Origin of the sequence: Pseudomonas sp. zjy_15 (assembly GCF_043101865.1) — a bacterium.
GTDB lineage: Bacteria > Pseudomonadota > Gammaproteobacteria > Pseudomonadales > Pseudomonadaceae > Aquipseudomonas > Aquipseudomonas putida_Y.
Genome location: NZ_JBICII010000101.1, coordinates 1 through 23779 on the forward strand (window position 1 = coordinate 1; position 23779 = coordinate 23779).

Consider the following 23779-nt stretch of genomic DNA (forward strand, 5'->3'; position numbering starts at 1 on the left):
GGGTGAAAATTGGCCTGCAGGTCCGGCCCTTTCGCGGGTAAAGGCAGGCGATCACTCAGAGCGGACGCAGCAGGCCAAAACGCTTGCGCAGCGCCCAGTCCAGCAACCGCCGCGGCAGCAACCGTGCCATCAGCGGCAAGGCTGTACTGCCATTCCCCAGCCGCACCCGCGCTGGCGCCGGCGACTTGCCGACGGCTGCCAGCACGCCTTGGGCAAATACCGCCGCTGAAGTTGGCTTGTCCTGCGATGCCCGCGCCCGTGCCTGCACATGCTCACGCAAAGGCCACCACGCCGAGTCTGCCGCCAGCACCTGCTCGGCCTGGCGCTGGGCATTGCTGGCGAACTGCGAGGCAATTGCGCCCGGCTGTACTTCCATTACCCGTACACCGAACGGTGCCAGTTCCAGGCGCAAGGCATCGCTCAGCGCATGCACAGCCGCCTTCGAGGCGCAGTACGCGCCGGCGAATGGCGTGACCAGTACACCCGATACACTGCCGATATTCACCACCAGGCCGCGTGAGCGGCGCAGCTGCGGGAACAGCGCCCGGGTAACGCCGACCACGGCGAAAACGTTGGTTTCGAATTGCTGGCGCAGGGCGTCGACGCCACCATCGAGCAGTGGGCCCATGGCGCCGTAGCCGGCGTTGTTGATCAGGATATCGAGGGTCTCAAGTTCCTCTGCCAGACGGGCCAGCGCCTCGCCATCGTTTACATCCAACTGCCGGGCCGTGTAGCCGGCGGCACTCAGCTGCGCGACATCCTCAGGCTTGCGGGCGGTGGCCCAGACATGGTGGCCCGCATCGCGGAAGGCGTCGGCCAGGGCGCGGCCGATGCCGCTGGAACAACCGGTGATCAGGACGGTGGGCATGGTTGGGGCCTGTTGTCATGGAGTAAACACATCAATTGGCAAATGTACCCTGCAGGCGCTCTGCCCGGAATTCCAGGGTCTGCGGCCGATACCCGGAACGCAGCGGTGGCAATGGCAGGCAGTCTTGCCACTCGGCCCCCGGCTGCAATTCACCTGGTCCTCGGTATCGCGGTGCATTGTAGGTATTCTCGGCCAGGTTCACGGTATCGCCCGGTGCATACGCCGCCACGCGCCAACGCAGTTCGGTCAGCGGCACGTCGTTGCCGTTCTTCACGCGGACCTGCAGGGCACGGTCGGCGGGACAGTGTTCGGGGGCGTAGGTCAGGCGCAGGTCCAGGCGTGCCAGTCGGCTGCTTTCGCGGCTGTCTTGCCAGACGACGAACGAAGCCACCAGGCCCAGGCCACACACGGCCGCCAGGGAGATGGGAAGAGCCTTGGCTGGGTAACGCAACAACAACACCAGCCAGGTGAGGATCAGCAGGGCACCGATCAGCATCGCGTAATCGCCTCATTCGCGCGGAGTGATGGCTACAGCCTACCTAAAACCCAGCGGTCAGGTAACCGGTGAGCACCTCTGCCAGAAACCAGACCTGACATTGCTGCGAGCAGAGGAAACGCTACATCCCTTCTGGATTTCACCCTGCCTATTCTAAAGGAGCATGGCCATGAGTCACATTTGAGGGGGAGGATGATTTGCAGCGACCTTTCAAGGTGGTGGCTGGCCCATTCGACATCCACATCATAGCCCCGAGCGTTGAATGAGCAGGCTCGCCCCTGGTCAGCCCAGGGGCGAGTCAGCATTTACTGCGCGATGGTCTTCACCGAAACGCCGCGCTCGATGGGGGTGGAGGTGCGCCCGTACACATCCTCGAAGCGTTCGATGTCATCTTCGCCCAGGTAGCTGCCGGACTGCACTTCGATGATCTCCAGCGGGATCTTGCCCGGGTTACGCAAACGGTGCACCGAAGCGATGGGGATATAGGTCGACTGGTTTTCGGTCAGCAGGAACACGTTCTCGTCGCAGGTCACCTCGGCGGTACCGGATACCACGATCCAGTGTTCGGCGCGGTGATGGTGCATCTGCAGCGACAGGCTGGCGCCCGGTTTGACGGTGATGTGCTTGACCTGGAAGCGGCCGCCCATGTCCACCGAGTCGTACGAGCCCCACGGGCGATACACTTCCAGGTGGTTCTGGGTTTCCGTGCGGCCCTGTTCGTCGAGGGTCTTGACCATCTGCTTGACGCCCTGGACCTTGTCCTTGTGGGCAATCATCATGGCATCCTTGGTCTCGACCACCACGATGTTCTCCAGGCCGATCACCGACACCAGTTTGCCGTTGCCGTGGATCATGCAGTTGCGGCTGTCTTGAACCACCACATCGCCCTTGGTGACGTTGCCGTTGTCGTCTTTCTCGTGCACTTCCCACAGCGACGACCAGCAGCCGACGTCGCTCCAGCCGGCCGACATCGGCACCACGCAGGCGCGCTGGGTCTTTTCCATTACCGCGTAGTCGATGGAGTTGTCCGGGCAGCAGGCGAAGGTGGCTTCGTCGATGCTCAGCACATCGCCGTCTTCCTCGCTGCGCTCCAGGGCCAGTACGCAAGTGTCGTAGATGTCGCCATCGTGCTTTTTCAGTTCCTCAAGGAAGCGGCTGGCGCGGAACAGGAACATGCCGCTGTTCCAGAAATAGCCACCGGCCTGGACGAACTCGGCGGCGCGTTTTTCATCGGGCTTCTCGACGAACTGCGCAACCCGCGCCACGCCTTCGGGCAGCAGCGCGTCCTGGCTGGAACGGATGTAGCCATAGCCGGTTTCCGGCTTGGTCGCCGGCACGCCGAACAGCACCATCTCGCCACGCTCGGCGGCCACGGTGGCCAAGGCCAGGGCACGTTGCAGGGCCTTCTGGTCATCGATCACATGATCGGCAGGCAGCACCAGCATCAGCTCGTCGCGGCCTTCGTTGACCAGCTTCATGGCAGCCATGGCCACGGCCGGCGCGGTGTTGCGGCCGAACGGTTCCATGAGGATGCCCTGGGTTTCCAGCTTCAGGGCGGCCAGTTGCTCCTGGACGATGAACTTGTGGTCCTTGTTACAGACCACGACCGGGGTGTCCATGCCCTCGAATACCAGGCGCTCGATGGTTTGCTGGAACAACGTGTGTTCACCGGTCAGGGCCAGGAACTGTTTGGGGAACTGCTTGCGCGACAGAGGCCACAGACGGGAACCGCTACCACCAGAAAGAATTACCGGGATCATCATGTTTCTCCAATAGTCGTTGAGAGGCAGGGGAATCAGTTGCTAGCCACGGGGCGAGTTACCCACACCGGCGACAAGGCGTTGCCGGAACCCGTTACGTACAGCACTGCGGCTTCGCCGCGTTCCAGGGCGACGGGCTTCACGTCACCCACTTTCTTGTCTCCTTGGTACAGCGCCAGGTTGACCTTGACCGGGTTGATTTCGCGTTCGCCACGGCCGTTGGCGGCCACCGGCTTGACCACTTCGGTCTTGCCGTCGGCGGTTTTCAGGGTCAGTTGCTGGTCGCTCAGGTTCTGCACGCGCACCAGGGCTTTCTGCTTGTTCTTGAACGGTGGTTCTTCGATCAGTTTCGGGTTGCCGTTGTTGCTGTTGACCAGGGTGTAGTACTTGTCCGAGGCCAGCTTGACCGGCACGCTCTTGCCGCCGACCTGGGCGGTGTAGTCGCCGCCTGGCAGGAAGCTGAAGTCGCTGCTGGCCTGTGCGCCAACCTGTTTGATCTGGGTGTTGCCGACCGATGCTGCGGCCGGTGCGCTGGTCGCGTTGTACAGGCGTACGAAGGTCGAGCCTTTCGGCGCGCTAGGGCCATAAAGCGCGGCGTCGGCACCGGCGAAGGCCTGCATCGAAGCAAGGGAAAGGCCGGCCGCGAGGGTGAGGGCTTTGGCAATGGAAGTCTTGGTAGTCATGTGCGTTTCCTCTCTATCAGTCAGTGGTCTGTCCGGGTGGACGACAAGGCCAGGTTTTGTTCGGATTTACGGGAGTTTTTCAGCTGCGCGATCCACTGCGGATCGAAGCTGCTGAGGTCGTTTTTCATTGGCAGATAACGTTCGGGGAATTCCCACACCACCACTTGTGGTGCGGCGTTCTTGAAGGCATCGCTTTGCAGGTACTTGAGCATCGGCAGCAGCGGGCCATGGCCGTCTTCGGCGTAGTTGGCGACGTCACTGCGCAGGGCCTGCTGCAGCGCGCCGAGGAAGTTCCAGTGCGGGTTGGCGCTGTAGCTGGTGCCTACCAGTGCAACCGGGATCTGCTTGTCGGCGAACAACGCGTCGCCGGCGTCACCCTCGGCGTCGACCGGGCGAGTGGTGCGTTGCTGCAGGTTGTCCGGGGTCGGCAGCAGGTTGCTGAACAACGGGTCCAATGGCAGGAAGTTGGTCAGGTCGCCCTTGTAGGGGGCGGTGTTGCCGGCTTCGGTGATGAAGGCTTGTGGGTCGCCGTTGAGCAGGCTCTGGCGGCTGACCGCTTCGGCCAGCGTTTGCGCCGCCACTTCGGCACCCATAGGCGTCCAGTGGGTATCGGTACGCAGGAACACCTGGCCACGGGCCTTGGCTTGCTCCATCGGTGCCATCAGGTCCGGTGCGAACACGTTGGCCTGGCGTGCCTGGGCATGGAACTGGTTGTACAGGTCGTCATGCAGGCTGGCAGGCCGCTCTTTGCCCAGGTACTCGGCGTAGACCCGCGCCTTGGCCGGTACGATCGCCAGCACCAGTTGGCTGCCGTGTTGCTGCAGGGTGTCGCGTACGCCACGGATCAGTGCCAGGTTTTCCTGCATCAATTGTTCGGCACCGGCGGTGGGCTTGAACTCTTCGTCGCTGAACAACCACTGGTCGCGGCCCAGTACCACACCCGGGCGGCCTTCGTTGAACAACTTGAAGTCCATTGCCGCCCACAGGTTGGTGCCCAGGCGCTTGATCGGGAACTCGGCGTCGTAGTGGGTCTCGGCGGCCTTGGCCAGCTTGCCGTTGAGCAGGGTCATCTGCTCGGTGCGCTGGAAGCTCTGCAGGCCACCGGTGGACCAGGCGCCCATGCCGACCAGCAGGCCGAGGAACGACAGGGAATAGGTGATGCGTAATGTCCGGGTCATGGTCATCAACCTCAGAACTGGAAGTAAAGGAACGGCGAGTAGCTTTGCGCCGAAAGCTTGAGGATCGAGGCGACGAACAGCAGCAGGATCAGTGCGCGGGTCGTCACCCGGGTCCAGTCCAGGCCGATCGAGCCGTCAGCGTTGACCTGCACCGGGGTCGCCTTGGGCGTCGGCCTGGCATTGCGGTAGAAGTCGCGCAGGCCGAAGAACGCCAGGGTGAGGTAGGCGATGACCAGGGTGGCCACCTGCAGACCGGTGAGCTGGGCGCGGTTGAGCTCCGACAGCTGCCAGTCGCCGAAGCTGAACATGGCGCCGTACATACGGGCGGCCACATGCAGGTTTTCGGCGCGGAAGATCACCCAGCCGACCACCACCAGCAGGAAGGTGAAGGCCCACTTCACCGGGTTGAAGCGCTGCGGGTTGGTGTCGAGGCCCAGCGCGCGCTCGATGGCCAGCCACATGCCGTGCCAGGCGCCCCAGATGATGTAGGTGAAGTTTGCACCGTGCCACAGGCCGCCCAGCAGCATGGTCAGGAACAGGTTGCGGTAGGTATTGAAGGTGCCTTTACGGTTACCGCCCAAGGTGATGTACAGATAGTCGCGCAGCCAGGTCGACAGGCTGATATGCCAGCGCCGCCAGAACTCGGTGATCGACTGGCTGATATAGGGCTGCTTGAAGTTTTCCATGAAGCGGAAGCCCATCATCAGGCCCAGGCCGATGGCCATGTCGCTGTAGCCGCTGAAGTCGAAGTACAGCTGTGCGGTGTAGGCCAGGGCGCCGAGCCAGGCGTCACCCGTGGTGGGGTTTTGCAGGGCGAAGCAGTGATCGGCGACCACGGCCAGGGTGTCGGCGATGAACACTTTCTTGATGAAGCCCTGCATGAAACGGGTGCAGCCTTCGGAGAACTTGTCCAGGGTGTGGGTGCGGTTGTTGAACTGGTCGACCAGGTCCTTGAAGCGCAGCACGGGGCCTGCGATCAGGTGCGGGAAGATCGCCACGAACGCTGCGAAGTCGATCAGGTTGCGGGTCGCCGGGGTGTCGCCGCGGTATACATCGATGATGTAGCTGATCGACTCGAAGATGTAGAACGAGATACCGATCGGCAGCAGCACGTGGGTCAGAATGAATGGCTCCAGGCCAAACGAAGTCATGATCGCGTTCAGGCTGTCGACGCCGAAGTTGGCGTACTTGAAGTAGCCGAGGATCGCCAGGTCGACACCCACGCCGAGCAGCAACCAGCGCTGCGCTGGCTTGGTGCGCACACCGGCGGCACCGACTTTCAGGCCGATCCAGTAGTTCCACAGGGTGACCCCGGCGAACAGTGCCAGGAAATCCACCCGCCACCAGGCATAGAAGATGTAGCTGGCGATCAGCAGCAGCAGGTTGCGATAACGTTGCCCGCTCAAGTAGTACAGGCCGAGGAAGATCGGCAAGAACAGGAACAGGAACACGTTGGACGAGAAGACCATCCCGGTTCTCCTAATTTGTTCACAGCATCCAGGGCAAAGCGCCCCCCAAACCCCCCAGTGCAAGACTGGAAGGCAACTTAGATCCCTGTGGGAGCGGGCAAGCCCGCGAACAAGGGCGAAGCCCTTGCCATGCACCGCGGTGGCTTCTTCGCGGGCATGCCCGCTCCCACAGGTTCCGCCCCCGCAATGGGGGTCAATTCATTTCTTGCTCTCTGCACTCGGGTCGTAGACCCGGGTCACATCGCCGCCCAGCCGGAAACTGTTGAACGGCTGCATGTCGTGCTTGCGCTCAAGCGTGTCGCCAACGCAGTGGTACAGCGCACACCAGGGCTCGAGCCAGGAGTACTTGCTGTCGACCTTGAGGTCGGTCATGTCCTGTTTCTTCCCCGCGCGCGCCTTGAACTGGCTGGGGTCGCGGGCGCCGGCCAGCACGCCTTCACCCAGGCGCTGCAAGGCGAAGTTGTTCTCGGCGCGCAGGTCGACGCCATTGGCCTGGGCGAAGCTGGCAATCATCGCCAGCGGCGGCAAGGCGTAGTTGTGATAGGCCAGCGCGCGCTGCTTGCGCTTGATTTCGTTGGGCAGGAAGCCCTGGTCATCCACCTGGTTGGCGCCCACCTTGTATTCCTTCACGGCCCAGTCGAACAGGTCGCGCCGGTCGGTGGCGACGGCGGTAGCCATGACCGACCAGGCCGCCCAGTAGCTGTGGTTGTTGATCTTCTCCAGCGGCAGGTTGCTCCAGTCATGCACAGTCTGCTCGGCCAGGCGGGTAAGCCATTTTTCGATCAGGTCGGCCTCGGCCTGGTGTGCGGCCAGCGGCTGCGAGTTGGAGAACTTCAGCCGCAGCCACGAACCGCTCATGCTGCCCAGCGCCCATTTGCGCATCGACTTGCCGGTATGGTTGTAGTCGGTGGACAGCAATGCACCGGCGCGTGCCCAGGTGCTTAGCCACGTCAGGGTGCAGTCGAGTTGCGCCGGGCGGCCGTCGCGCATGTACTGGCCGACCATCTTGCTCACGCCTTTCTCCAGCGTGGTGATGTCTTCGGTCGACTTGCGGAAGGCTTTTTCCGAGGCAGCGTTGAGCGTTGCCCGTGCCTTGTCCGAACCTTCGTACTTGCTGCGAAACTGCAGTGCGCCGGTGTATGGCTTGGGTGCCGCTTCGCAGCGGAAGTTACCATCGCCGCTCTTGAGCTTTTCGATCCCCTCGTAGTAACCCTGCGGCGGAACCAGCGCGGCGTGCGCGGCACCGCCAAACAAGGCCAGCGCGAGCAGGGTGGGGCTGGAAATTCGCTTGAAAATGGTCATGGGTCGCCTCACTGGCCGGCCTGCGCGGTCTGCGCAGGCATGGCGAAGTTGTTGCGTTTGCAGAGCTTGGCCTCGACCTTCTGGGTGCCGCTTTCCGGCCCCTGTACCTCGAACGCCAGCAGGCGCTGGCTGGCCCAGTCCTCGTCTTCGCGCATCTGGAAGACGAAGCGGCCGTCGGTGTCGGCGGTTTCCGGTTTTTCCAGCTTGATGTCCTCGTGGCGGCCGTTGAGGTACCACAGGGTGGCCTGCAACACCTTCACCGAGGGGTCTTCGAACTTGACGTCCATCTGCAGGTTGCGGTTGATCAGGTCTTTGATCACGCCGCCCTTGCCGTTGACCATCAGCTCGTTCTTGCCCGGCTTGAGGGTGGTGCTGGCGCTCATCAGGGCTGGGCGGTCGTCGCAGCCGTTGTCGAGCAGGCCAAGGATTTGCCGCCAGATGGTTTCCTGGTTCAGGCGGTACAGCGGGGAGAATTCCCAGATGAGGATCTTCGGCGGGTTCTTCTGGAATTCCTCGCTGCCCAGGTACTCGATCATCGAGCCTTCCAGGCCACCACCTGGGAAGGCGACGTTGAGCACGTCGGCACCAATGTATTGCTCGAGGAAACCCGAGAAGTTGTAGTTCTTGCCACTGTGGCTGGTACCGACCAGGGTGATCTGCGCGTTGCCACTGTCACCGAACAGGTCGTCACCGCCGCTCGAGCCTTTCGGCTCGGTGGCGAACTGGTCCATGTACTGGACGGCGTAGCTGGTGCCGCACAGTTGGCCGGCAACGTTGTGCAGGGTGCCGGTCTTGCCCATGCGCCCGGACTTCTTCGTCTCGAATTCCTTGCGCGGGATGCCTTCGAAGGCTGGCATCTTGTGCACGGTGTCGGCCACGATCTTCGCTGCGCGCTCGGCACCGTATGGCGTCCAGTGCTGGTCGCCACGGAAGTAGAAATCCTTGCCCCGGTCGGCGGCGGCCAGTTGCTCGTTGGTCAGTGGTGACAGGTCGGGCACGTTGTAGCCCATGCTGGCGAAGCGCTTGAGCATGGCCTGGTAGTTACCCAGGGCCTTCTGGTAGTCGAAGGCAGCTTTCTCGGCCGGGTTGAGCATGTTGCGGTTCACCAGGCCACGGGTCGGCTGGTACACCACCACCAGTTCCACACCACGCTTCTTGAACGCGTCGTGCACTTGTTGCAGGCGTTTGTAGCCGGCCGGGGTGGTGTTGAACTCGGTGCGCAGGTCTTCGCGGGTGCGGAACAGCCAGTCGCCCTGGGCCTGCACCAGCGTGGTGAAGTTTTGCTGATAGCGGGTGGTGTAGCGGCTGGCATCGTGCGCTTCAGGGCACAACTGGCAGCAGGGCTCGGCGCTGAAGGTCGGGGCCTTGACGTCTTCGGCGCGCACGCCCTGGCTGATTGCCAGAAGGGCGGCGGACAGGCCCAGCAGTTTCATCAGGTGTGGAGTCATGGTCTGGGCTTCCTTAATCGATCATTTCGGTCTGGCGTTCGACCGGGTCGATCAGCACAGCCTTCTGCTGGCGTACCAGCAGGTCGAGGATTTCGTCCTGGCGCTCGCCCAGCACACCATTGAGGCTGATGCCGCTGGCCTTGCGTGGGGCGAGCATGGACACCTTGTACAGCTCGACCGACAGCGGCGAGTCGATCGACAGCGGGCCGGAGCCGTTGGCCGACAGCTCGCCACCCACCACGATCAGCGACACCTTGGTGTCGAACGGGTCGAGGGCGATGTCGCGGTCGGTGTCGGACAGGTCCTTGATGTGGCCGTATACGCCGACCAGGCCGTTGGCCATGGCGACGTTTTCGTACAGGCGGATGTTCACGCTGTTACGCACGCGGATGCCGTGGCGGCGGTTGTTGACCAGCTTGTTGCCCCAGATCAGGTTGTCGCCGCTTTCGTACAGGGTGATGCCGTCGGTGTGGTTGCGGTAGATCTCGTTGTAGGCCACCAGGTTGTTGACGCTGTTACGGTCGATCACCACGCCCGAGAGCTTGTTGTCATAGCTCTTGTTGTTGATGATCCAGCTGTCGTTGACCTCACGCGAAACGATGATGCCGTGCTTCTTCTTGGTGCCGTACACCGTGTTGCCGGCGATGATCAGGCGGTGCGAACGGTCGTGCGGGTCGATGCCGTAGACGATGTTGTCGCGGTAGGTGCTGTCCTTGATCACGAAGTCCTGGGTTTCGTAGCAGTAGAAGCCGTACCACATGTCGCTGAACTCCGAACCGATGATCCAGCCGGTGGGCTCCGGGCGGCCCATGCGCTTGGCCATGTTCGGCGTGTACTGGGAGATGCTCACGCCATACGACTTGGACTTGGCGTAGCCAAAGCTGGCCATTTTCGTATTGACGATGTAGGTCTCGGTACCGCCCCACGACAGCAGGAACGGGCGGAATTCCTTGGGCGAGCGGAAGGTCGCCGGGCCGTTGTCCTTTTCCCGCCAGCCGGTCACCTGGGTGTCGGTTACGAACAGCTTGCCGTCATTGACCAGAAATGCGCCGCCCTCCTGGGACAGGCGCAGCTGTTTGACCTTGCCGTCGATCTCGAGGATGCCCTTTTGCCCGACCACGATCGGCAGACGCGCCAGGTAAACCCCGGGCTCGACTTCGCTGAGGTACTGTTTGGGCACCTTCTTGCTCAACTCGGCCAGGTCGACATGGCCGTCATCGACGAAGATCGCCTGCGGGATGCCGTGCTGGCGCTGCACCCACTCGGCGGCCTTGTTGTCGCCGCCGACGAATTCCTTGAGGGCGTCCTCCTGGAACATGCGGCGCAGGCTGACCTTGCCCTTGTGGCGGCGGTCGATTTTCTTCTGCACCGCCTCGGCCGTGAAACCGGTGAGGTCGGGCAGCTTTGGCGGGTCCAGTTGCAGTGGCTCGATCGGTGCGCTGGCCACCGTATAGGTCTTGGCCTGCTGCAGCTCCTTGGCGATCACCTGGGGCTCTGCGGCAGTGGCCAGGCCGCTTGCCAGCAGCAAGGCACTGGCCAACAGGCTGTGACGTAAGTGCGGGTGAAGGTTCATCACGGTCAGTCCCCTACGGCCTCAGAAGCGCCAGATGACGTCGACGAAGGCGCGGTGCATGTACGAGTCCGCTTCCTTGCCGTAGGCGTCGCCCGGCTTGAATACACCGGCACGCAGGCGCACCAGGGCTGACGGCTCGTCGATTGCCTGGCTCATCGAAGCCGGCAGCAGGCCTTGCTTGAAGTACTTGGTCACGACCACGTCCATTTCCTGGCCAAGGTCTTTTTCGCCATCGACCAGCGGGCGATTCACGCCGTTGTCGTTGACCACCGCGTTGATGCCACTGGAGCCAATGTTCTGGTTGCCGTCGACCCGCCAGAACTTGTGGTAGATCAGGCTGGCGTCATAGTCATCACGCAACTGCCAGGAGGCGAACAGGGTGGCGGCCTGCAGGTTGCCCAGCTCGCCGCGGAAGGCTTCGCCGAAGCGGTGCACGCGCGAGCGGGTGCCGGTGAAGTTGGAGCGGTTGCTCTCCAGGCCGGTCTGCTCGAAGTTGTTGGAACCGTCATCGCCACCGCCCCCGCTGCCACGGGCATAGGCCGCGCCGACCTGCCATTGTGGGTCCAGGCGCAGGCGGATGCCGAGGTCGGTTGCCCAGGCATTGGCGTCACCGCTCCGCTTGCCGGTGGCAACCTGCTCGTCGCCTACGGCCTGGCTGCTGAGGGTGTCGCGGTCTCCGGTCAGCCAGGTGACGCTGCCCCAATAGTTGACGGTATGGTCGTTGCGCCAGTTGTAGGCGTCGCTGTTGGCCTCAAGGCCCAGCCAGGTGAGGTCGCCGGTGCGGGTCTTGTCCAGGGCGTCGACGGTTTCGCCGGGGTTCTTCAGGCTGCCGTTGTCGTGCGTATGGTGTGCCCGCACGCCGACCCAGTGGCCAGGCGTCCACTGGGTGGCGACGTTGCCGTAGAGGTGGGTGCGGTCCTTGTCTTCCGGGGCCAGTTCGGTGAGGTCGGTGCGGTATTCGCTGAAGCGCTGCGCCACGCCCAGGTCGGCCTTGAGCAGGGTGGTGTCGAAGGTCCAGTTCAGCGCTTCGATGTTGGTATCGCGCCACATGCCATCGTCGCTGCGCAGGCGCTGGCGACCGAAGCGCAGTTGCTCGCCGGGGTAGGCGGTGAGACCGCTGTAGCCGATCCAGAACTCGCGCATGGCCAGGTAGCTTTTGTCTGGTTGACGGCTGTCGTCGCCGGTTTCAGTGCTGGTGCCGTCGCCGTTCTGGCGCAAGGTGTCGGTTTCGATGGTGTCGGTCGCAGCGACCGCCTGGCCCATGGCGTAGGCGCTCCAGTTACCGCGCTCGCCGTACACCCACGGGCGCAGATCCAGGCCCAGGCCGTTGACATCGCCGCCAGAGCGGGTGCCCAGGTCACGATCGTCTTCCGATTGCCCGGTGATTTTCACGTCCAGGCCGAAGTTTTTCTCGGCGGTCATTTCCGCCAGGGTCGGGCAGGACCACAACAGGGCGAAGCTCAGACCGATACCGGCTTTCACGAAGGGGTTGAGCGTCATAGCGAGTCCTCACCGTCTACTTCTTTTTCGTCGTCTTGCAGGGCTTCGAGGGCCAGGGTGCTATTCGCGCCCTGCGCCATGCTGCCGCGTGCACGCTTTTCCTGGTCCAGCAGCTGCTGGGCCTGGTTGCGCTGATCAGGTGTCAGTTGCTGGTCGAGCTGCTGCAGCAGTTCCGCCGATTGTGGCGTCGGGTTGGCCTGCGACAGTTGGGCGAATACCCAGGCGTTGCCTGGTTGTGGACGGATGCCGTGGCCCTCGCTGAACAGCTGGGCCAGGGCATAGTCGGCGCTGTTCTGCCCGCCACGGGCGGAGGCCAGCAGGTGGTCGACGGCCTTCTGCGGTTCGACATTGCCCAGGTAGCCGCGACGGTAGAGCTGGCCCAGGTAGTAATGGGCGCTGATCTCACCGGCTTGGGCAGCGGCTTGCAGGTGCTGCTCGGCTTTTTGAGCGTCGGCAGGCAGGGTTTTGCCTTCGTAGTACAGACGGCCCAGCAGCAGTTCGGCGCGTGGCTGTTCAGCTTCGCGGCCTTTGTCGATGTAGGCCATCAACTGGTCGGTGTCGCCCAGTTCGGGGAAGTCGTATACCAGCTGTGCCAGGCTGACCCAGGACGCCGGGTTGGCCGGGGCTACTTGCTCAAGCAGATCCTTGGCGGTTTTTTCGTCGGTCTGGCCGAGGCTGCGATCGGCCAACACCCGGGCAACGCTGTCGACCCGGGTGGCCGGTACTGCGCCACGGGCATAGGCGGATTTCAGCTGGCCGAGCAGGGCGGCTTGCTGATCGGCCTGGCCACGCATCTGGTACACGGTGGCCAGTTCGACGTAGCAGATGTCGGTGGTGTTCAGCGCGGCCTTGCAGATTTTCTCCACCTCGCCCAGATGCTGGTCGTAGGTGCCCTGGGTACGGTACAGCAACACCTGGGCCAGGCCTGCTTCCGGGTTGCCGGCGGCGCGCCACTGGTCGATCTGCTGCTGCGCGTTGACCTTGGGGAAACTCTGCGGGTAGCTGAGGTAGAGCATTGCCAGCGGAATCAGGGTATTGCTTTGGCCCTGTTTCGCGGCCTGCTTGAGCAGGGTTTCGGCTTCCTCACGTTCGGCCTGGGTGCTGTCAGGCTTGGCCACCAGCAAGCGGCCAAGGCGCGCCTGGGCGCGTGGCGACGTGGCGGCCGCAGCGCGATAGGTGGCCTCGGCTTCCCTGATTTGCGAGGGGTCGCGGGTGGCCACCTTGATGTCCGCAAGGCCGACTTGCGCTTCGCTGTAGCCCAGGTCAGCCAGCGCCTTGTAGTTGCGCTCGGCCAATGCCGTGTCACCGCGCTTCAGGGCCTCGTTGGCCAGGCGCTGGTCAGGCAGGCCGGCACAGCCGGCCAACGTGATGGCGGCGGCCAGTGCACACAATCCCAGGTTCACACGGACCCTGTGGGAGCGGGCAAACCCGCGAATTGGCATAGCCGACGGTGCTGTCCCTGCTGGCCTCTTCGCGGGCATGCCCGCTCCCACAGGATAGGTGTTGGTATCAGAGATCATTGTCCGTCCCTCACAGGCCACGGGCCACGGCTTTGTCGATCAGCCAGTTCAACGATGGGCCACGGTCGCTGTTGACCGACGCCGGGCGGCCAGCCAGTTCGGCGGGCAGGCTGCTGTCCGGCTTGATCTGCACGCGGATGGCGGAGGACAGGTCTTCGCTGTTGAGGCTGGTGCTGCTGACGATCTGACCGGTGCGCACTTCGTCTTCGCCGGCCACCTGGAAGTTGACCCGGGTGCCCGGCTTGACCTCGTCGAACTGGCGGTAGCTGAAGCGCGCCTCGACCATCGGGTTGGTGGTGCGTGGGATCAGCTGGAAGATCGGCTGGCCCTTGGCGGCGTACTGGCCGTCGTCTACCAACTGGCGCGCGACCACGCAGTCGCAGGGGCTGGTGAGGGTGCCGGACAGCTGCTTGCCGAACAGCTCCTCGATCTTCGCCGGCTCCAGCTGCGCGTCTTCAAGGTTGCCCTTGAGCATGTCCAGCATGCTGGTGGTGAAGCTGGCCAGTGGCGCGCCCTTGGCGATCTGCCCGCCGCTTTCGACCAGGCTGCTCACGGTGCCGTCGCGCGGCATGGTGATGTTGGTGGTCGGCACTGCGACCACACCGGCTTCTGCGTGGCTGACGAAATACATGCCGTACAACGATTTGGCGACGAAGCCGAAGGCGGCAACGCCGACCACGAACACGCCCAGTGTGACGGTGACTGCCTTGAGGCGGCCGAACGCGCTCAGGCCCGACCCACCGTCCTTCTGCTTGCGCGCCTTGGTGAAGTTGTCGCGCTGCAGGGTGCTGAGTACGTCGCCGATGCTGATCAGCTCACCCGACAGGTGGCTGGTGATGATGTGCCGCAACGTGGCGATGTCACGTGGCTCAAGGTTCTGGAACTGCGCACCGATACGCCCATTGTCCGGGTTGTACGAGCGCACCTGGAACTCGATGTCGATCGACAGGCCCAGGTTGTCGACCACGAACTGCAGGCGCCCGCGCAGCACATCGCCCACCGACTGCGGTTGCTTGGCGTGGAAGCTCAGGCCGCCGGCAGATAGGTCTTCGACCTTGACTTCGTGGACCTGGCGCTGGGCGTCCAGGAACCGCAGCTTGGCGGGAATGCGTACCCGGGCGTGTTGGCGCTGGGCTTCGGACTCATGCACGACATTGACGTTCACGGCGGTATTCATGGTGGTTTGTTCCTGTTAGATCCGATCCGGGTTGGGCTCACACGACCATGAACAGCACAGCAACGAAGATGCTGGCAGCCGAGAAGGTCATGGTCCGCGAGGACCAGGTGTTGAACCATTGTTGAAAGCTGGCGAGGTCACGCTTGAGGGCAGTGGGCTGACGCGTCCACGACTGCTTGTCGAGGCGGAAGAACACGTAGATCTTCATCAGCGCGCCGATGATCTGGTTGTAATAGAGAATCAGCGGGTAGGCCGGGCCTACGTTGTGGCCGGAGCACAGCAGCATGATGGTGAGGATCAGGCGCGTGATGCCGATCCACAGCAGGTACACCAGCAGGAAGGCCATGCCGAACTTGAGGCTGGCGATCACCGCCACGGTCAGGCCCAGCAGGCTGGTCCACATCGACACGCGCTGGTCGAACAACACGATGCTGGTGAACAGCCCCAGGCGACGCAGGCCAAGGCCCAGTGCCCGTGAGTTCTGCCGCAGGTTGTTGCCGTACCAGCGGTACATCAGCTTGCGGCTGGCCTTGAGGAAGCTTTTTTCCGGCGGATGCTCGACCGTGTTGATGGCGGCGTCCGGCACGTAGAAGGTGTCGTAGCCCAGGCGCATCAGGCTGAACCAGCTGGACTTGTCGTCCCCGGTAAGGAACTTGAAGCGGCCCAGGCGCCAGTGCATCAGCGAGTCGCTTTCGACGTCGGCGATGAACTCGGGGTTGGTCACCACGCTGGCGCGGAACATCGACATGCGCCCGGTCATGGTAAGCACGCGCTTGGACAGGGCCATCGAGCACATGTTGATGTGGCGCTGGGCGAAGCGCAGCTTGTGCCACTCGCTCATGATGTAGCCGCCGCGCACTTCGCAGAATTCATTGGTGGTCAGGCCGCCCACATTGGGGAACAGCTTGAACCAGGGTACGGTCTTGCGCACCACGCCGTCGGCCAGCACGGTGTCACCGTCGATCACCGCCACCACGGCGTTCTCGTCCGGCAGCATGCGCGAGATGGCGCGGAAGCCGTAGGCCAGGCCATCACGCTTGCCGGTACCGGCGATACGCACGATGTCCAGCTTCACGTGGGCCGGCGGGTTGTACTTGGCCCACAGGCTCTTCACCAGCAGTTCATCGGACATTTCCACCAGTGAGCAGACCACGGTGGTGGGGAAGCCGCAGTTGATCGCCTCGCGAATCACCGAGCTGTACACCTGGGCGGTAGTCAGCGCTTCGATACGGAAGCTGGTGACCATCAGGTAGACATGCGACGGGTCGGTGGCATTACCCATTTTCTGCACCTTGCGGCGCAGGTACGGGTACACGCCGTAGAGGAAGATCATGCCGCGGATGAAATGGGTGGCGCCCATGGAGTAGCGCCAGATGCCGACTGCGCCGACCAGGAAGATGAAGTGCTTCGATTGCGAGTCGAAGATATCGGCTGGCAGGGCCAGGGCGATCAGCATGAGCAGGCTCATGTAGAGCAGCCACCCGGCGCACTGCAACAGCACTGTCTGGAGCCTTTGCATGTTCAGCATCCGTCGAGAATTCGGGAAAGGGTGGGCAGCGAGGGGGCGGCTCTTGTCGAGTGCCTCGTCGCTGCCCGGCCGGGCACTTACCAGCAGATGCCTTCGGTACGGTGGGTGGTGCTGGTCGGTTTGTTCATGAAGCCGACCAGGTCAATCACCTGCTTGCCGGCTGGCGCTTGCAGGGCCAGCGCACGGAACTGCTCGTCACGGTTGCCGAGGACGATGATGTCGGCGTTGTCGATCACCTGCTGCAAGTTGGCGTTGAGCAGCGACGACACGTGCGGGATCTTCGACTCGATGTAGTCCTTGTTGGCGCCGTGGACGCGGGCGTACTGGACGTTCTCGTCGTAGATGTCCAACTGGTAGCCCTTGCCGATCAGGCGCTCGGCCAGTTCCACCAGCGGGCTTTCGCGCAGGTCATCGGTGCCGGCTTTGAAGCTCAGGCCCAGCAGGGCGACCTTGCGCTTGTCGTGGGCTTCGATCAGCTCGAAAGCGTTCTGCACCTGCGATTCGTTGCTGCGCATCAGCGAGTCGAGCAGCGGTGCACGGACATCGAGGCTGGCGGCGCGGTAGGTGAGGGCGCGTACGTCCTTGGGCAGGCACGAGCCGCCGAAGGCGAAGCCTGGGCGCATGTAGTACTGGGACAGGTTGAGGACCTTGTCCTGGCAGACCACGTCCATCACTTCACGGCCATCGACACCCACGGCCTTGGCAATGTTGCCGATTTCGTTGGCGAAGGTGACCTTGGTGGCGTGCCATACGTTGCAGGTGTACTTGATCATCTCGGCCACCTCGATCGGCTTGCGGATGACCGGGGCGTCGAGTTCTTCGTACAGGGCCTGGAGGATGTCACCGCTGGTGCTGTCCAGTTCGCCGATGACCGTCATCGGTGGCTGGTCGTAGTCCTTGATCGCGGTGCTTTCACGCAGGAATTCCGGGTTGACCGCCACACCGAAGTCGACGCCGGCCTTCTTGCCCGAGCAATCTTCCAGGATCGGGATGACCACGTTCTTGACGGTGCCAGGCAGCACGGTGCTGCGCACCACGATGGTGTGACGGCGGGTGGTGTCACGCAGCACGTAGCCGATTTCGCGGCACACCGACTCGATGTACTCCAGGCCCAGGTCGCCGTTTTTCTTGCTGGGGGTACCCACGCAGATCATCGACACGTCGCTGGCGCGGATGGCTTCGGCGAAGTCGGTAGTACCGCGCAGGCGGCCATTGGCGATGCCCTGTTGCAGGAGTGCTTCCAGGCCAGGTTCGACGATGGGCGACTTGCCCTGGTTGATCAGGTCGATCTTGGTGCTGGACACGTCCACACCGATCACTTCATGGCCACGCGCCGTCAGGCAGCCTGCACAGACTGCACCCACATAACCCAAACCAAAGATGCTGATACGCATCGCTATCACCTCATGTGTTTATCACGCCGACACCTCCGCAGAGAGCCGGGCTGGGTTGATTAACAACAGTTTTCGGGCGCACGGATCCATGGCGAATGCACACTTCGCCGAGCGCAGGCAAAATAAATCCGGAGCGCAAAAAGTTATGCACTCAAAGTTGGCACTCAATAGCCATATATTAAAAAACGTGCCCTGAAATGCAGCCGTCTTTATTGCAATGCGCTACTTGGCGCGTTGCTGTGCTTGTTTTTTCAAGTGAATAAATCCTTTGAAATCAACCACTAGGACGATTTGTAAGGGGCGCGTCTCTCCTGCATGGACAAGGTCTTCGGGGGTTTCCGTAATACCTGTCGAATTTCTCATAGCGGGCAGTGGATACCCGCCGCTGTCATCTGTAAGTCATCTCTCACAGCCCGTAGGCAGGAAAATCGTTACGGCACTATGAGCGATTGGCTTTGGCAGAAGTTCCTGAGCCAGTTTCGCTCGAATGAAAGATTTCTAAATATTTATTCAGTTGCGGACAGTTTCAAATTGATAGCACGCAGGTGCTTCACCCCCGTGTATCAAGGGCGTAACTGTTGCTAGATATTTTTATGCCAGCATCTGAAAATTTTTTTCAGATTTCGTCAAAAAAGGTATGAACGGTCTTATGGCGTTTGGCGATAAAGGCAAGGGTGCTGGATTTTTGGCGTCGGATTGATGGCGCGATGGCGGTTTGCTGCGTGCCCTGTTGCAGGGCAGGGGGGATCACGGCGGCTGGCCTCTTCGCGGCTTTAGCCGCGAAGAGGACGTGACAGGCTCACTCCGCGGGGTGATCGCGCAGGAACACCAAATGGTCCGGCTTGGACTGCTCGGCACTGTAGTAGTAACCCTGAGCATCGAACTGCTTGAGCTGTTCCGGGGCGCTGATGCGCTGCTGGATGACGAAGCGGCTCATCATGCCGCGGGCCTTCTTGGCGTAGAAGCTGATGATCTTGTACTGGCCGTTTTTCTGGTCCTTGAAGTCGACGTTGATCACCCGGGCCTTCAGGGCACTGCGTTTCACTGCACTGAAATACTCGTTACTGGCCAGGTTCAACAGCACGTCATCGCCTTGATCGGTCAGGGCCTGGTTCAGCCATTCGCTGATGCGCGTGCCCCAGAAGGCGTACAGGTCCTTGCCGCGGGCGTTGGCCAGCTTGGTGCCCATCTCCAGGCGGTAGGGCTGCATCAGGTCGAGCGGGCGCAGCAGGCCGTAAAGGCCCGAGAGCATGCGCAGGTGGCCCTGAGCGTAGCTGAAGTCGTCTTCACTCAGGCTCTCGGCATCGAGGCCGGTGTACACGTCACCCTTGAACGCCAGCAGCGCCTGCTTGGCATTGGCCGGGGTGAAGTCTGGGGTCCAGCTGCCAAAGCGCGCAGCATTCAGGCCGGCGAGCTTGTCGGACAGGTGCATCAGTTCGCTGATCTGCGCCGGCGACAGTTCGCGCAACTGCTGGATCAGGGCCTGGGATTCATCCAGGTACTGGGGCAGGGTGAAACGCTCGGTCACTGGCGGGGTGTCGTAGTCGAGGGTCTTGGCGGGGGAAATCACCGTCAGCATCGGGTCGGCTCCTGGCATCGTTGGCCGAGGATTCTACGGGGTGGGCGGTGCAAGTCCAAACTATGGCGACGATAGTCACAGACCATGGTCGGTGCAGGCGCTATAGTTCGCGTTTTGCCGTTGCGGAGCCTTCCACTGTGCGCATTGCTTCTGCTTTGCTGGCCTGCCTGCTGAGCCTGGCCGTGCAAGCCGCCCCATCATCGCAGGTCAGCCTGGACCGCAGCCTGTGGCCCGAACAACTGGACAGCCCGGCGCTGTTCGATGTGGCCTCCCGGGCAGAAATCCTTTCGTTCGCCCAAGTACTGCACGAAAGCGAGTTGCTGGATGACGCGACCCTGGCGGCCCGGCTGGGGCTGCGGCAGATCAACCTGCAGAAGGTGCGCCAGGTTCGGGCGCGCATGTGGCAGCGGTTGTGGGAGGGTTATCAACAGGCTCAGCGCAGTTGTGAGCAGGATGCATCATTTTGCTACCCGATTACGTCCATGGCGGACTTGCGCACACAAGCGGTGACGTTCGCAGCTGACGTTGGTGCGTTCTATACCGGCTGGATCGAGCCGAGCCACCAGTTCCATGTACGCTACCTGGACGAGCAACTGCGCAAGGCGGCGTTGCTGCCGCAGACCAGCAGTGAAATTGAGCGGTTGTCTTCGCGCGAGCGCAAGGGTGACGAACTGAACGACCGCATGTTCCTGCTGACCTTTGTCGGCGGACCCGGCCCCGAGGGGGGCAGTACGGATCTACTCACCGATTACCTGCGCCGGCAAAAGCTCGAAGGCACGTTCTTCACGCTCGGCAACCGTTTGCAGCAACGTCGTGATGGCGCCTCGGTACACGCCTTGCGCCAGCTCTATGGCGGGCAGTGCGTGGGCATCCAGGGGTGGGAATACCGCTCCCATGCGCAGTGGACCGACTGGCAGGATTCGCTGCGGCGCAGCCAGGCGCGGGTGCAGGCTGATCTGCCCGAGCAGTATGTACCGCTGTTCAGCCCACCTTATGGCCAGCGCCGGGCTGACGGCGAGGCGTTCATGGCCCGCCAGCAGTTGCGGGTATCGTTGTGGGACATCGATGCTCAGGATGACGGTGCATTGAGCGCCGAGGCGTCCGCGCAGCGCGTATTGACCCTGATGCTGTTGTGGCGCAAGGGCGTGATCCAGTTTCATGACAGCCTTCCCAAGGCGCAGCCGGCCGTGGAATGGCTGCTGCGCAATACCGCGCAAAGCGGTATCGGCTGGGAGGGTTGCCGGGAATATGGATACCGCGAATAGAGGGTATGACTTTTGAGCGTAGTCCCCTCTGACGCTGGCGCCAAGGCCTCTTCGTCAATCGGAAAAATAAACTTCAAAAATACGTAAAAGTGCTTTTTTCGGTCATGGTTTTTGCGGTATGAAGAAACCAGACAGCCGATTCCTGCAGCACAGGTGGCGTCATCCGGGCTCACCTGGCCAGGTTCGCTTCCCGCCCGTAACAACGCGGATACGGGGACAGCGGCAGTCACTCTGCGGCGTAACAGACCACGCCGTGTGGCTTCGACATAAGGTGACCGAGTATGGATGACCAAGGACGCAACCCTTCCTCCAGCAAGCCAATCCTGTATGTGCTCGATACCAACGTCCTGATTCACGACCCTAACGCGTTACTGAACTTCGAGGAGCACCATGTCGCCATCCCGATGACGGTGCTGGAGGAACTCGACAAGCTCAAGACCGGCAAACAGAGCATCGCCGCCGAATGCCGCCAGGCCATCCGCCTGATAGATCAGACCCTTGGTGACGCTTCGCCCAGCGATGTCGAGCAGGGCGTGCCGATCCAGCGCAACAAGAGCGGGCCCAAGGGCTTCCTGTCCATCCTGATGACCCCGCGCAACGAGCCGATCAAGCTGCTGCCGGAAAACCTCAACGACAACATCATCATCAACCAGTTGCTCGAAGTCCGGGCCCGGCGCACCGACCTGGATGTCGTGCTGGTCACCAAAGACATCAACATGCGCCTGAAGGCGCGCGCTTGCGGTATAGCGGCTGAGGACTACAGCACCGACCAACTGGTCGATGACGTGTCCCTGCTGTCCAAGGGCTACCATTCGGTCACCGGCTCGTTCTGGGACCGCGTGAGCAAGGTCGATACCCGTCAGGAGCGCGGCCGCACCTGGCATCGGGTGCAGATGATCGACAACCTGCCAGCCGTGCACGTCAACGAGTTCATCATCGATGAGCAGGGCTTCGTCGGATGGATCAAGGGCATCCGTGACGACGAACTGCTACTGCTCGACCTGCACCAGGAACCGTTGCTGCACCAGGAAGCCTGGGGCCTGAAACCACGCGACATTCACCAAAGCCTGGCACTGTTCGCCCTGCTGGACCCGGATATCCACCTGGTGAACCTGACCGGCGCCGCCGGCTCCGGTAAAACCATCCTGGCGCTGGCTGCGGCCATCGAGCAAACCATGGTCAGCAAGCGCTACCGGCGCATCATCGCCACCCGCAGCGTGCAGGGGCTGGACCAGGAGATTGGCTTCCTGCCGGGTACCGAAGCAGAGAAGATGGAGCCGTGGCTGGGCGCCATCACCGACAACCTCGAAGCTTTGCACATGGATGACGAAAGCACCCATGGCAGCGTCGAATACATCCTCGAGCGCGTGCCGCTGCAGTTTAAGTCGCTGAACTACATCCGTGGCCGTAGCTTCCAGCAGAGCCTGATCCTGATTGACGAGTGCCAGAACCTGACGCCGCACCAGATGAAAACCATCATCACCCGTGCCGGCTCCGGGTCCAAGGTGGTCTGCCTGGGCAACCTCGCGCAGATCGACACCCCCTACCTGTCCGCGACCAGCTCGGGCCTGACCTACCTGACCGAGCGCTTCAAGGACTTCCCAAATGGCGTGCACATCACCCTGCAGGGCGTGCCTCGCTCGGTGCTGGCCGAGTACGCCGAGTCGCATTTGTAAAACCATGTAGCCGGGCAGATTACTGCCCGGCCTCTTCACGGGCACGCCCGCTCGCAGGATGTCCACTTGAATCGAGATCGTGGTGCGCCTGTGGGAGCGGGCGTGCCCGCGAAGAGGCCAAACCTGGCGACACATACCTCTGCTCAAACCTGACCCACAGGTTTACACTGCGAACTCCCTTCACAGGAGCAAAGCAGTGCTGACACATCTTGATTCCCAGGGGCGGGCCAACATGGTCGACGTCACTGAAAAGGCCGTGACCGAGCGCGAGGCTACCGCCGAGGCGCGGGTGCGCATGTTGCCGCAGACCTTGCAGATGATCGTCGACGGTGAACACCCCAAGGGTGACGTGTTCGCCGTGGCGCGCATTGCCGGGATACAGGCGGCGAAAAAAACCAGCGACCTGATTCCGCTGTGCCACCCGCTGATGCTCACCAGCGTCAAGGTCGAGCTCAGCGCTGAGGGGCAGGATGCCGTGCGCATCGTCGCCCGCTGCAAGCTGGCCGGGCAGACCGGCGTGGAGATGGAGGCGCTGACCGCCGCCAGTGTGGCCGCGCTGACGATCTATGACATGTGCAAGGCTGTGGATAAAGGTATGGTCATCGAGCAGGTGCGCCTGCTGGAAAAACTCGGTGGCAAGAGTGGCCATTACAAGGTGGAGGCGTGATGAAGGTCAAGGTGATGTACTTCGCCCGTTACCGCGAACTGTTGGGCGTGGATGGCGAGCGGGTGGAGGGGGCGTTCAAGGTGCTTGATGATGTGCGCCAGGCCTTGGTAGCCAAGGGCGGGCAGTACGAAGTGCTGGCCGAGCAGAACCTGATGTGCGCGCGCAACGAAGAGCTGTGCAAGCTCGATGAACCGCTGGAAGAGGGCGATGAAGTGGCGTTCTTCCCGCCGGTGACCGGAGGCTGAACATGGCTGTGCGAGTACAGGAAGGCGCGTTCGACCCCGGGGCCGAGACCAATGCCATGCATGCGGCCAATGTGGGCGTGGGCGCGGTGGTCGGTTTTGTCGGCTATGTGCGGGATTTCAACGATGGCCGCGAAGTGGCGGGGATGTTCCTCGAGCACTATCCGGGTATGACCGAAAAGGCCCTGGCCAAGATCGTGGTCGAGGCCGAGCAGCGTTGGCCGCTGTTGAAGGTGGAGGTGCTGCACCGCATCGGTGCGCTGGAGCCGGGTGAACCGATTGTGTTCGTGGGGGTAGCCAGCGCCCATCGGCAGGCGGCGTTCGATGCCTGCAATTTCATCATGGACTACCTGAAGACCCGGGCGCCGTTCTGGAAGAAGGAGAATACCCAGGAAGGGCCAAGGTGGGTGGAGGGGAAACAGAGTGACCAGGATGCGGCGGGGCGCTGGTAATC

The 23779-nt window shown here is 62.4% G+C and carries 20 protein-coding genes; 5 read left to right on the plus strand and 15 right to left on the minus strand.

Annotation, left to right across the window (positions count from 1 at the left end; translation table 11 throughout):
• Positions 1 to 55 precede the first annotated feature (55 nt).
• The 15 genes from ACF8EF_RS18890 to yaaA form a co-directional block, all read right to left on the minus strand.
• Complete coding sequence (locus ACF8EF_RS18890; protein WP_176682579.1) at positions 56 to 868, minus strand: SDR family oxidoreductase; 813 nt, start codon at positions 866 to 868, stop codon at positions 56 to 58.
• A 31-nt stretch (positions 869 to 899) separates the two neighbouring features.
• Positions 900 to 1364, minus strand: coding sequence for a multidrug transporter (locus ACF8EF_RS18895; protein ID WP_176682580.1), 465 nt, complete (start codon positions 1362 to 1364; stop codon positions 900 to 902).
• Between the two features lie 305 nt (positions 1365 to 1669).
• Entirely contained in the window at positions 1670 to 3124 is a 1455-nt protein-coding gene (locus ACF8EF_RS18900) for a mannose-1-phosphate guanylyltransferase/mannose-6-phosphate isomerase (RefSeq protein ID WP_176682786.1), read from the minus strand.
• A 35-nt stretch (positions 3125 to 3159) separates the two neighbouring features.
• Positions 3160 to 3807 (minus strand): alginate O-acetyltransferase AlgF, encoded by a 648-nt coding sequence (locus ACF8EF_RS18905; protein WP_021784108.1) that lies wholly within the window; start codon positions 3805 to 3807, stop codon positions 3160 to 3162.
• A gap of 20 nt (positions 3808 to 3827) precedes the next feature.
• Positions 3828 to 4985 (minus strand): alginate O-acetyltransferase, encoded by a 1158-nt coding sequence (locus ACF8EF_RS18910; RefSeq protein ID WP_392461763.1) that lies wholly within the window; start codon positions 4983 to 4985, stop codon positions 3828 to 3830.
• Between the two features lie 11 nt (positions 4986 to 4996).
• Positions 4997 to 6454: an MBOAT family protein gene (locus ACF8EF_RS18915; protein ID WP_176682583.1), complete on the minus strand. Its 1458-nt coding sequence runs from the start codon at positions 6452 to 6454 to the stop codon at positions 4997 to 4999.
• 198 nt (positions 6455 to 6652) lie between these two features.
• The gene (locus tag ACF8EF_RS18920) at positions 6653 to 7756 is read right to left on the minus strand and encodes a mannuronate-specific alginate lyase (protein WP_392461765.1); all 1104 of its coding nucleotides are present in this window, start codon (positions 7754 to 7756) and stop codon (positions 6653 to 6655) included.
• Positions 7757 to 7764: 8 nt separating this feature from the next.
• Positions 7765 to 9204: an alginate O-acetyltransferase gene (locus ACF8EF_RS18925; protein ID WP_392461767.1), complete on the minus strand. Its 1440-nt coding sequence runs from the start codon at positions 9202 to 9204 to the stop codon at positions 7765 to 7767.
• A gap of 13 nt (positions 9205 to 9217) precedes the next feature.
• Positions 9218 to 10777 carry a mannuronan 5-epimerase AlgG gene (gene algG / locus ACF8EF_RS18930; protein WP_392461769.1) on the minus strand — a complete coding sequence of 520 codons (1560 nt, stop codon included), beginning with the start codon at positions 10775 to 10777 and terminating at the stop codon, positions 9218 to 9220.
• 21 nt (positions 10778 to 10798) lie between these two features.
• Positions 10799 to 12277: an alginate export family protein gene (locus tag ACF8EF_RS18935; protein ID WP_392461771.1), complete on the minus strand. Its 1479-nt coding sequence runs from the start codon at positions 12275 to 12277 to the stop codon at positions 10799 to 10801.
• Positions 12274 to 13719, minus strand: coding sequence for an alginate biosynthesis TPR repeat lipoprotein AlgK (gene algK / locus ACF8EF_RS18940; protein WP_392461773.1), 1446 nt, complete (start codon positions 13717 to 13719; stop codon positions 12274 to 12276). Before algK ends, ACF8EF_RS18935 begins: the two co-directional genes overlap by 4 nt.
• An 88-nt stretch (positions 13720 to 13807) precedes the next feature.
• Positions 13808 to 14974: a PilZ domain-containing protein gene (locus tag ACF8EF_RS18945; RefSeq protein WP_392461776.1), complete on the minus strand. Its 1167-nt coding sequence runs from the start codon at positions 14972 to 14974 to the stop codon at positions 13808 to 13810.
• Positions 14975 to 15011: 37 nt separating this feature from the next.
• A complete protein-coding gene (locus ACF8EF_RS18950; protein WP_003251762.1) occupies positions 15012 to 16493 on the minus strand; it encodes a glycosyltransferase family 2 protein in 1482 nt (493 codons plus the stop codon).
• Between the two features lie 86 nt (positions 16494 to 16579).
• Positions 16580 to 17896 carry a nucleotide sugar dehydrogenase gene (locus ACF8EF_RS18955; protein ID WP_392461778.1) on the minus strand — a complete coding sequence of 439 codons (1317 nt, stop codon included), beginning with the start codon at positions 17894 to 17896 and terminating at the stop codon, positions 16580 to 16582.
• Positions 17897 to 18695: 799 nt separating this feature from the next.
• The gene (yaaA, locus tag ACF8EF_RS18960; protein ID WP_392461780.1) at positions 18696 to 19475 is read right to left on the minus strand and encodes a peroxide stress protein YaaA; all 780 of its coding nucleotides are present in this window, start codon (positions 19473 to 19475) and stop codon (positions 18696 to 18698) included.
• 137 nt (positions 19476 to 19612) lie between these two features.
• Here yaaA and ACF8EF_RS18965 point away from each other — a divergent pair, with 137 nt between their 5' ends.
• From ACF8EF_RS18965 to moaE, 5 genes are all read left to right on the plus strand, one after another.
• On the plus strand, positions 19613 to 20740 hold the full coding sequence (locus ACF8EF_RS18965; RefSeq protein WP_392461782.1) for a polysaccharide deacetylase family protein: 1128 nt from the start codon (positions 19613 to 19615) through the stop codon (positions 20738 to 20740).
• A gap of 281 nt (positions 20741 to 21021) precedes the next feature.
• Entirely contained in the window at positions 21022 to 22416 is a 1395-nt protein-coding gene (locus ACF8EF_RS18970; RefSeq protein ID WP_176682590.1) for a PhoH family protein, read from the plus strand.
• Between the two features lie 196 nt (positions 22417 to 22612).
• Complete coding sequence (gene moaC, locus ACF8EF_RS18975; RefSeq protein WP_003251775.1) at positions 22613 to 23083, plus strand: cyclic pyranopterin monophosphate synthase MoaC; 471 nt, start codon at positions 22613 to 22615, stop codon at positions 23081 to 23083.
• On the plus strand, positions 23083 to 23328 hold the full coding sequence (locus ACF8EF_RS18980) for a MoaD/ThiS family protein (RefSeq protein ID WP_176682788.1): 246 nt from the start codon (positions 23083 to 23085) through the stop codon (positions 23326 to 23328). The genes moaC and ACF8EF_RS18980 overlap by 1 nt, the downstream gene beginning before the upstream one ends.
• A 2-nt stretch (positions 23329 to 23330) precedes the next feature.
• Complete coding sequence (gene moaE, locus ACF8EF_RS18985; protein ID WP_070384329.1) at positions 23331 to 23777, plus strand: molybdopterin synthase catalytic subunit MoaE; 447 nt, start codon at positions 23331 to 23333, stop codon at positions 23775 to 23777.
• The last annotated feature ends 2 nt before the right edge of the window (positions 23778 to 23779 follow it).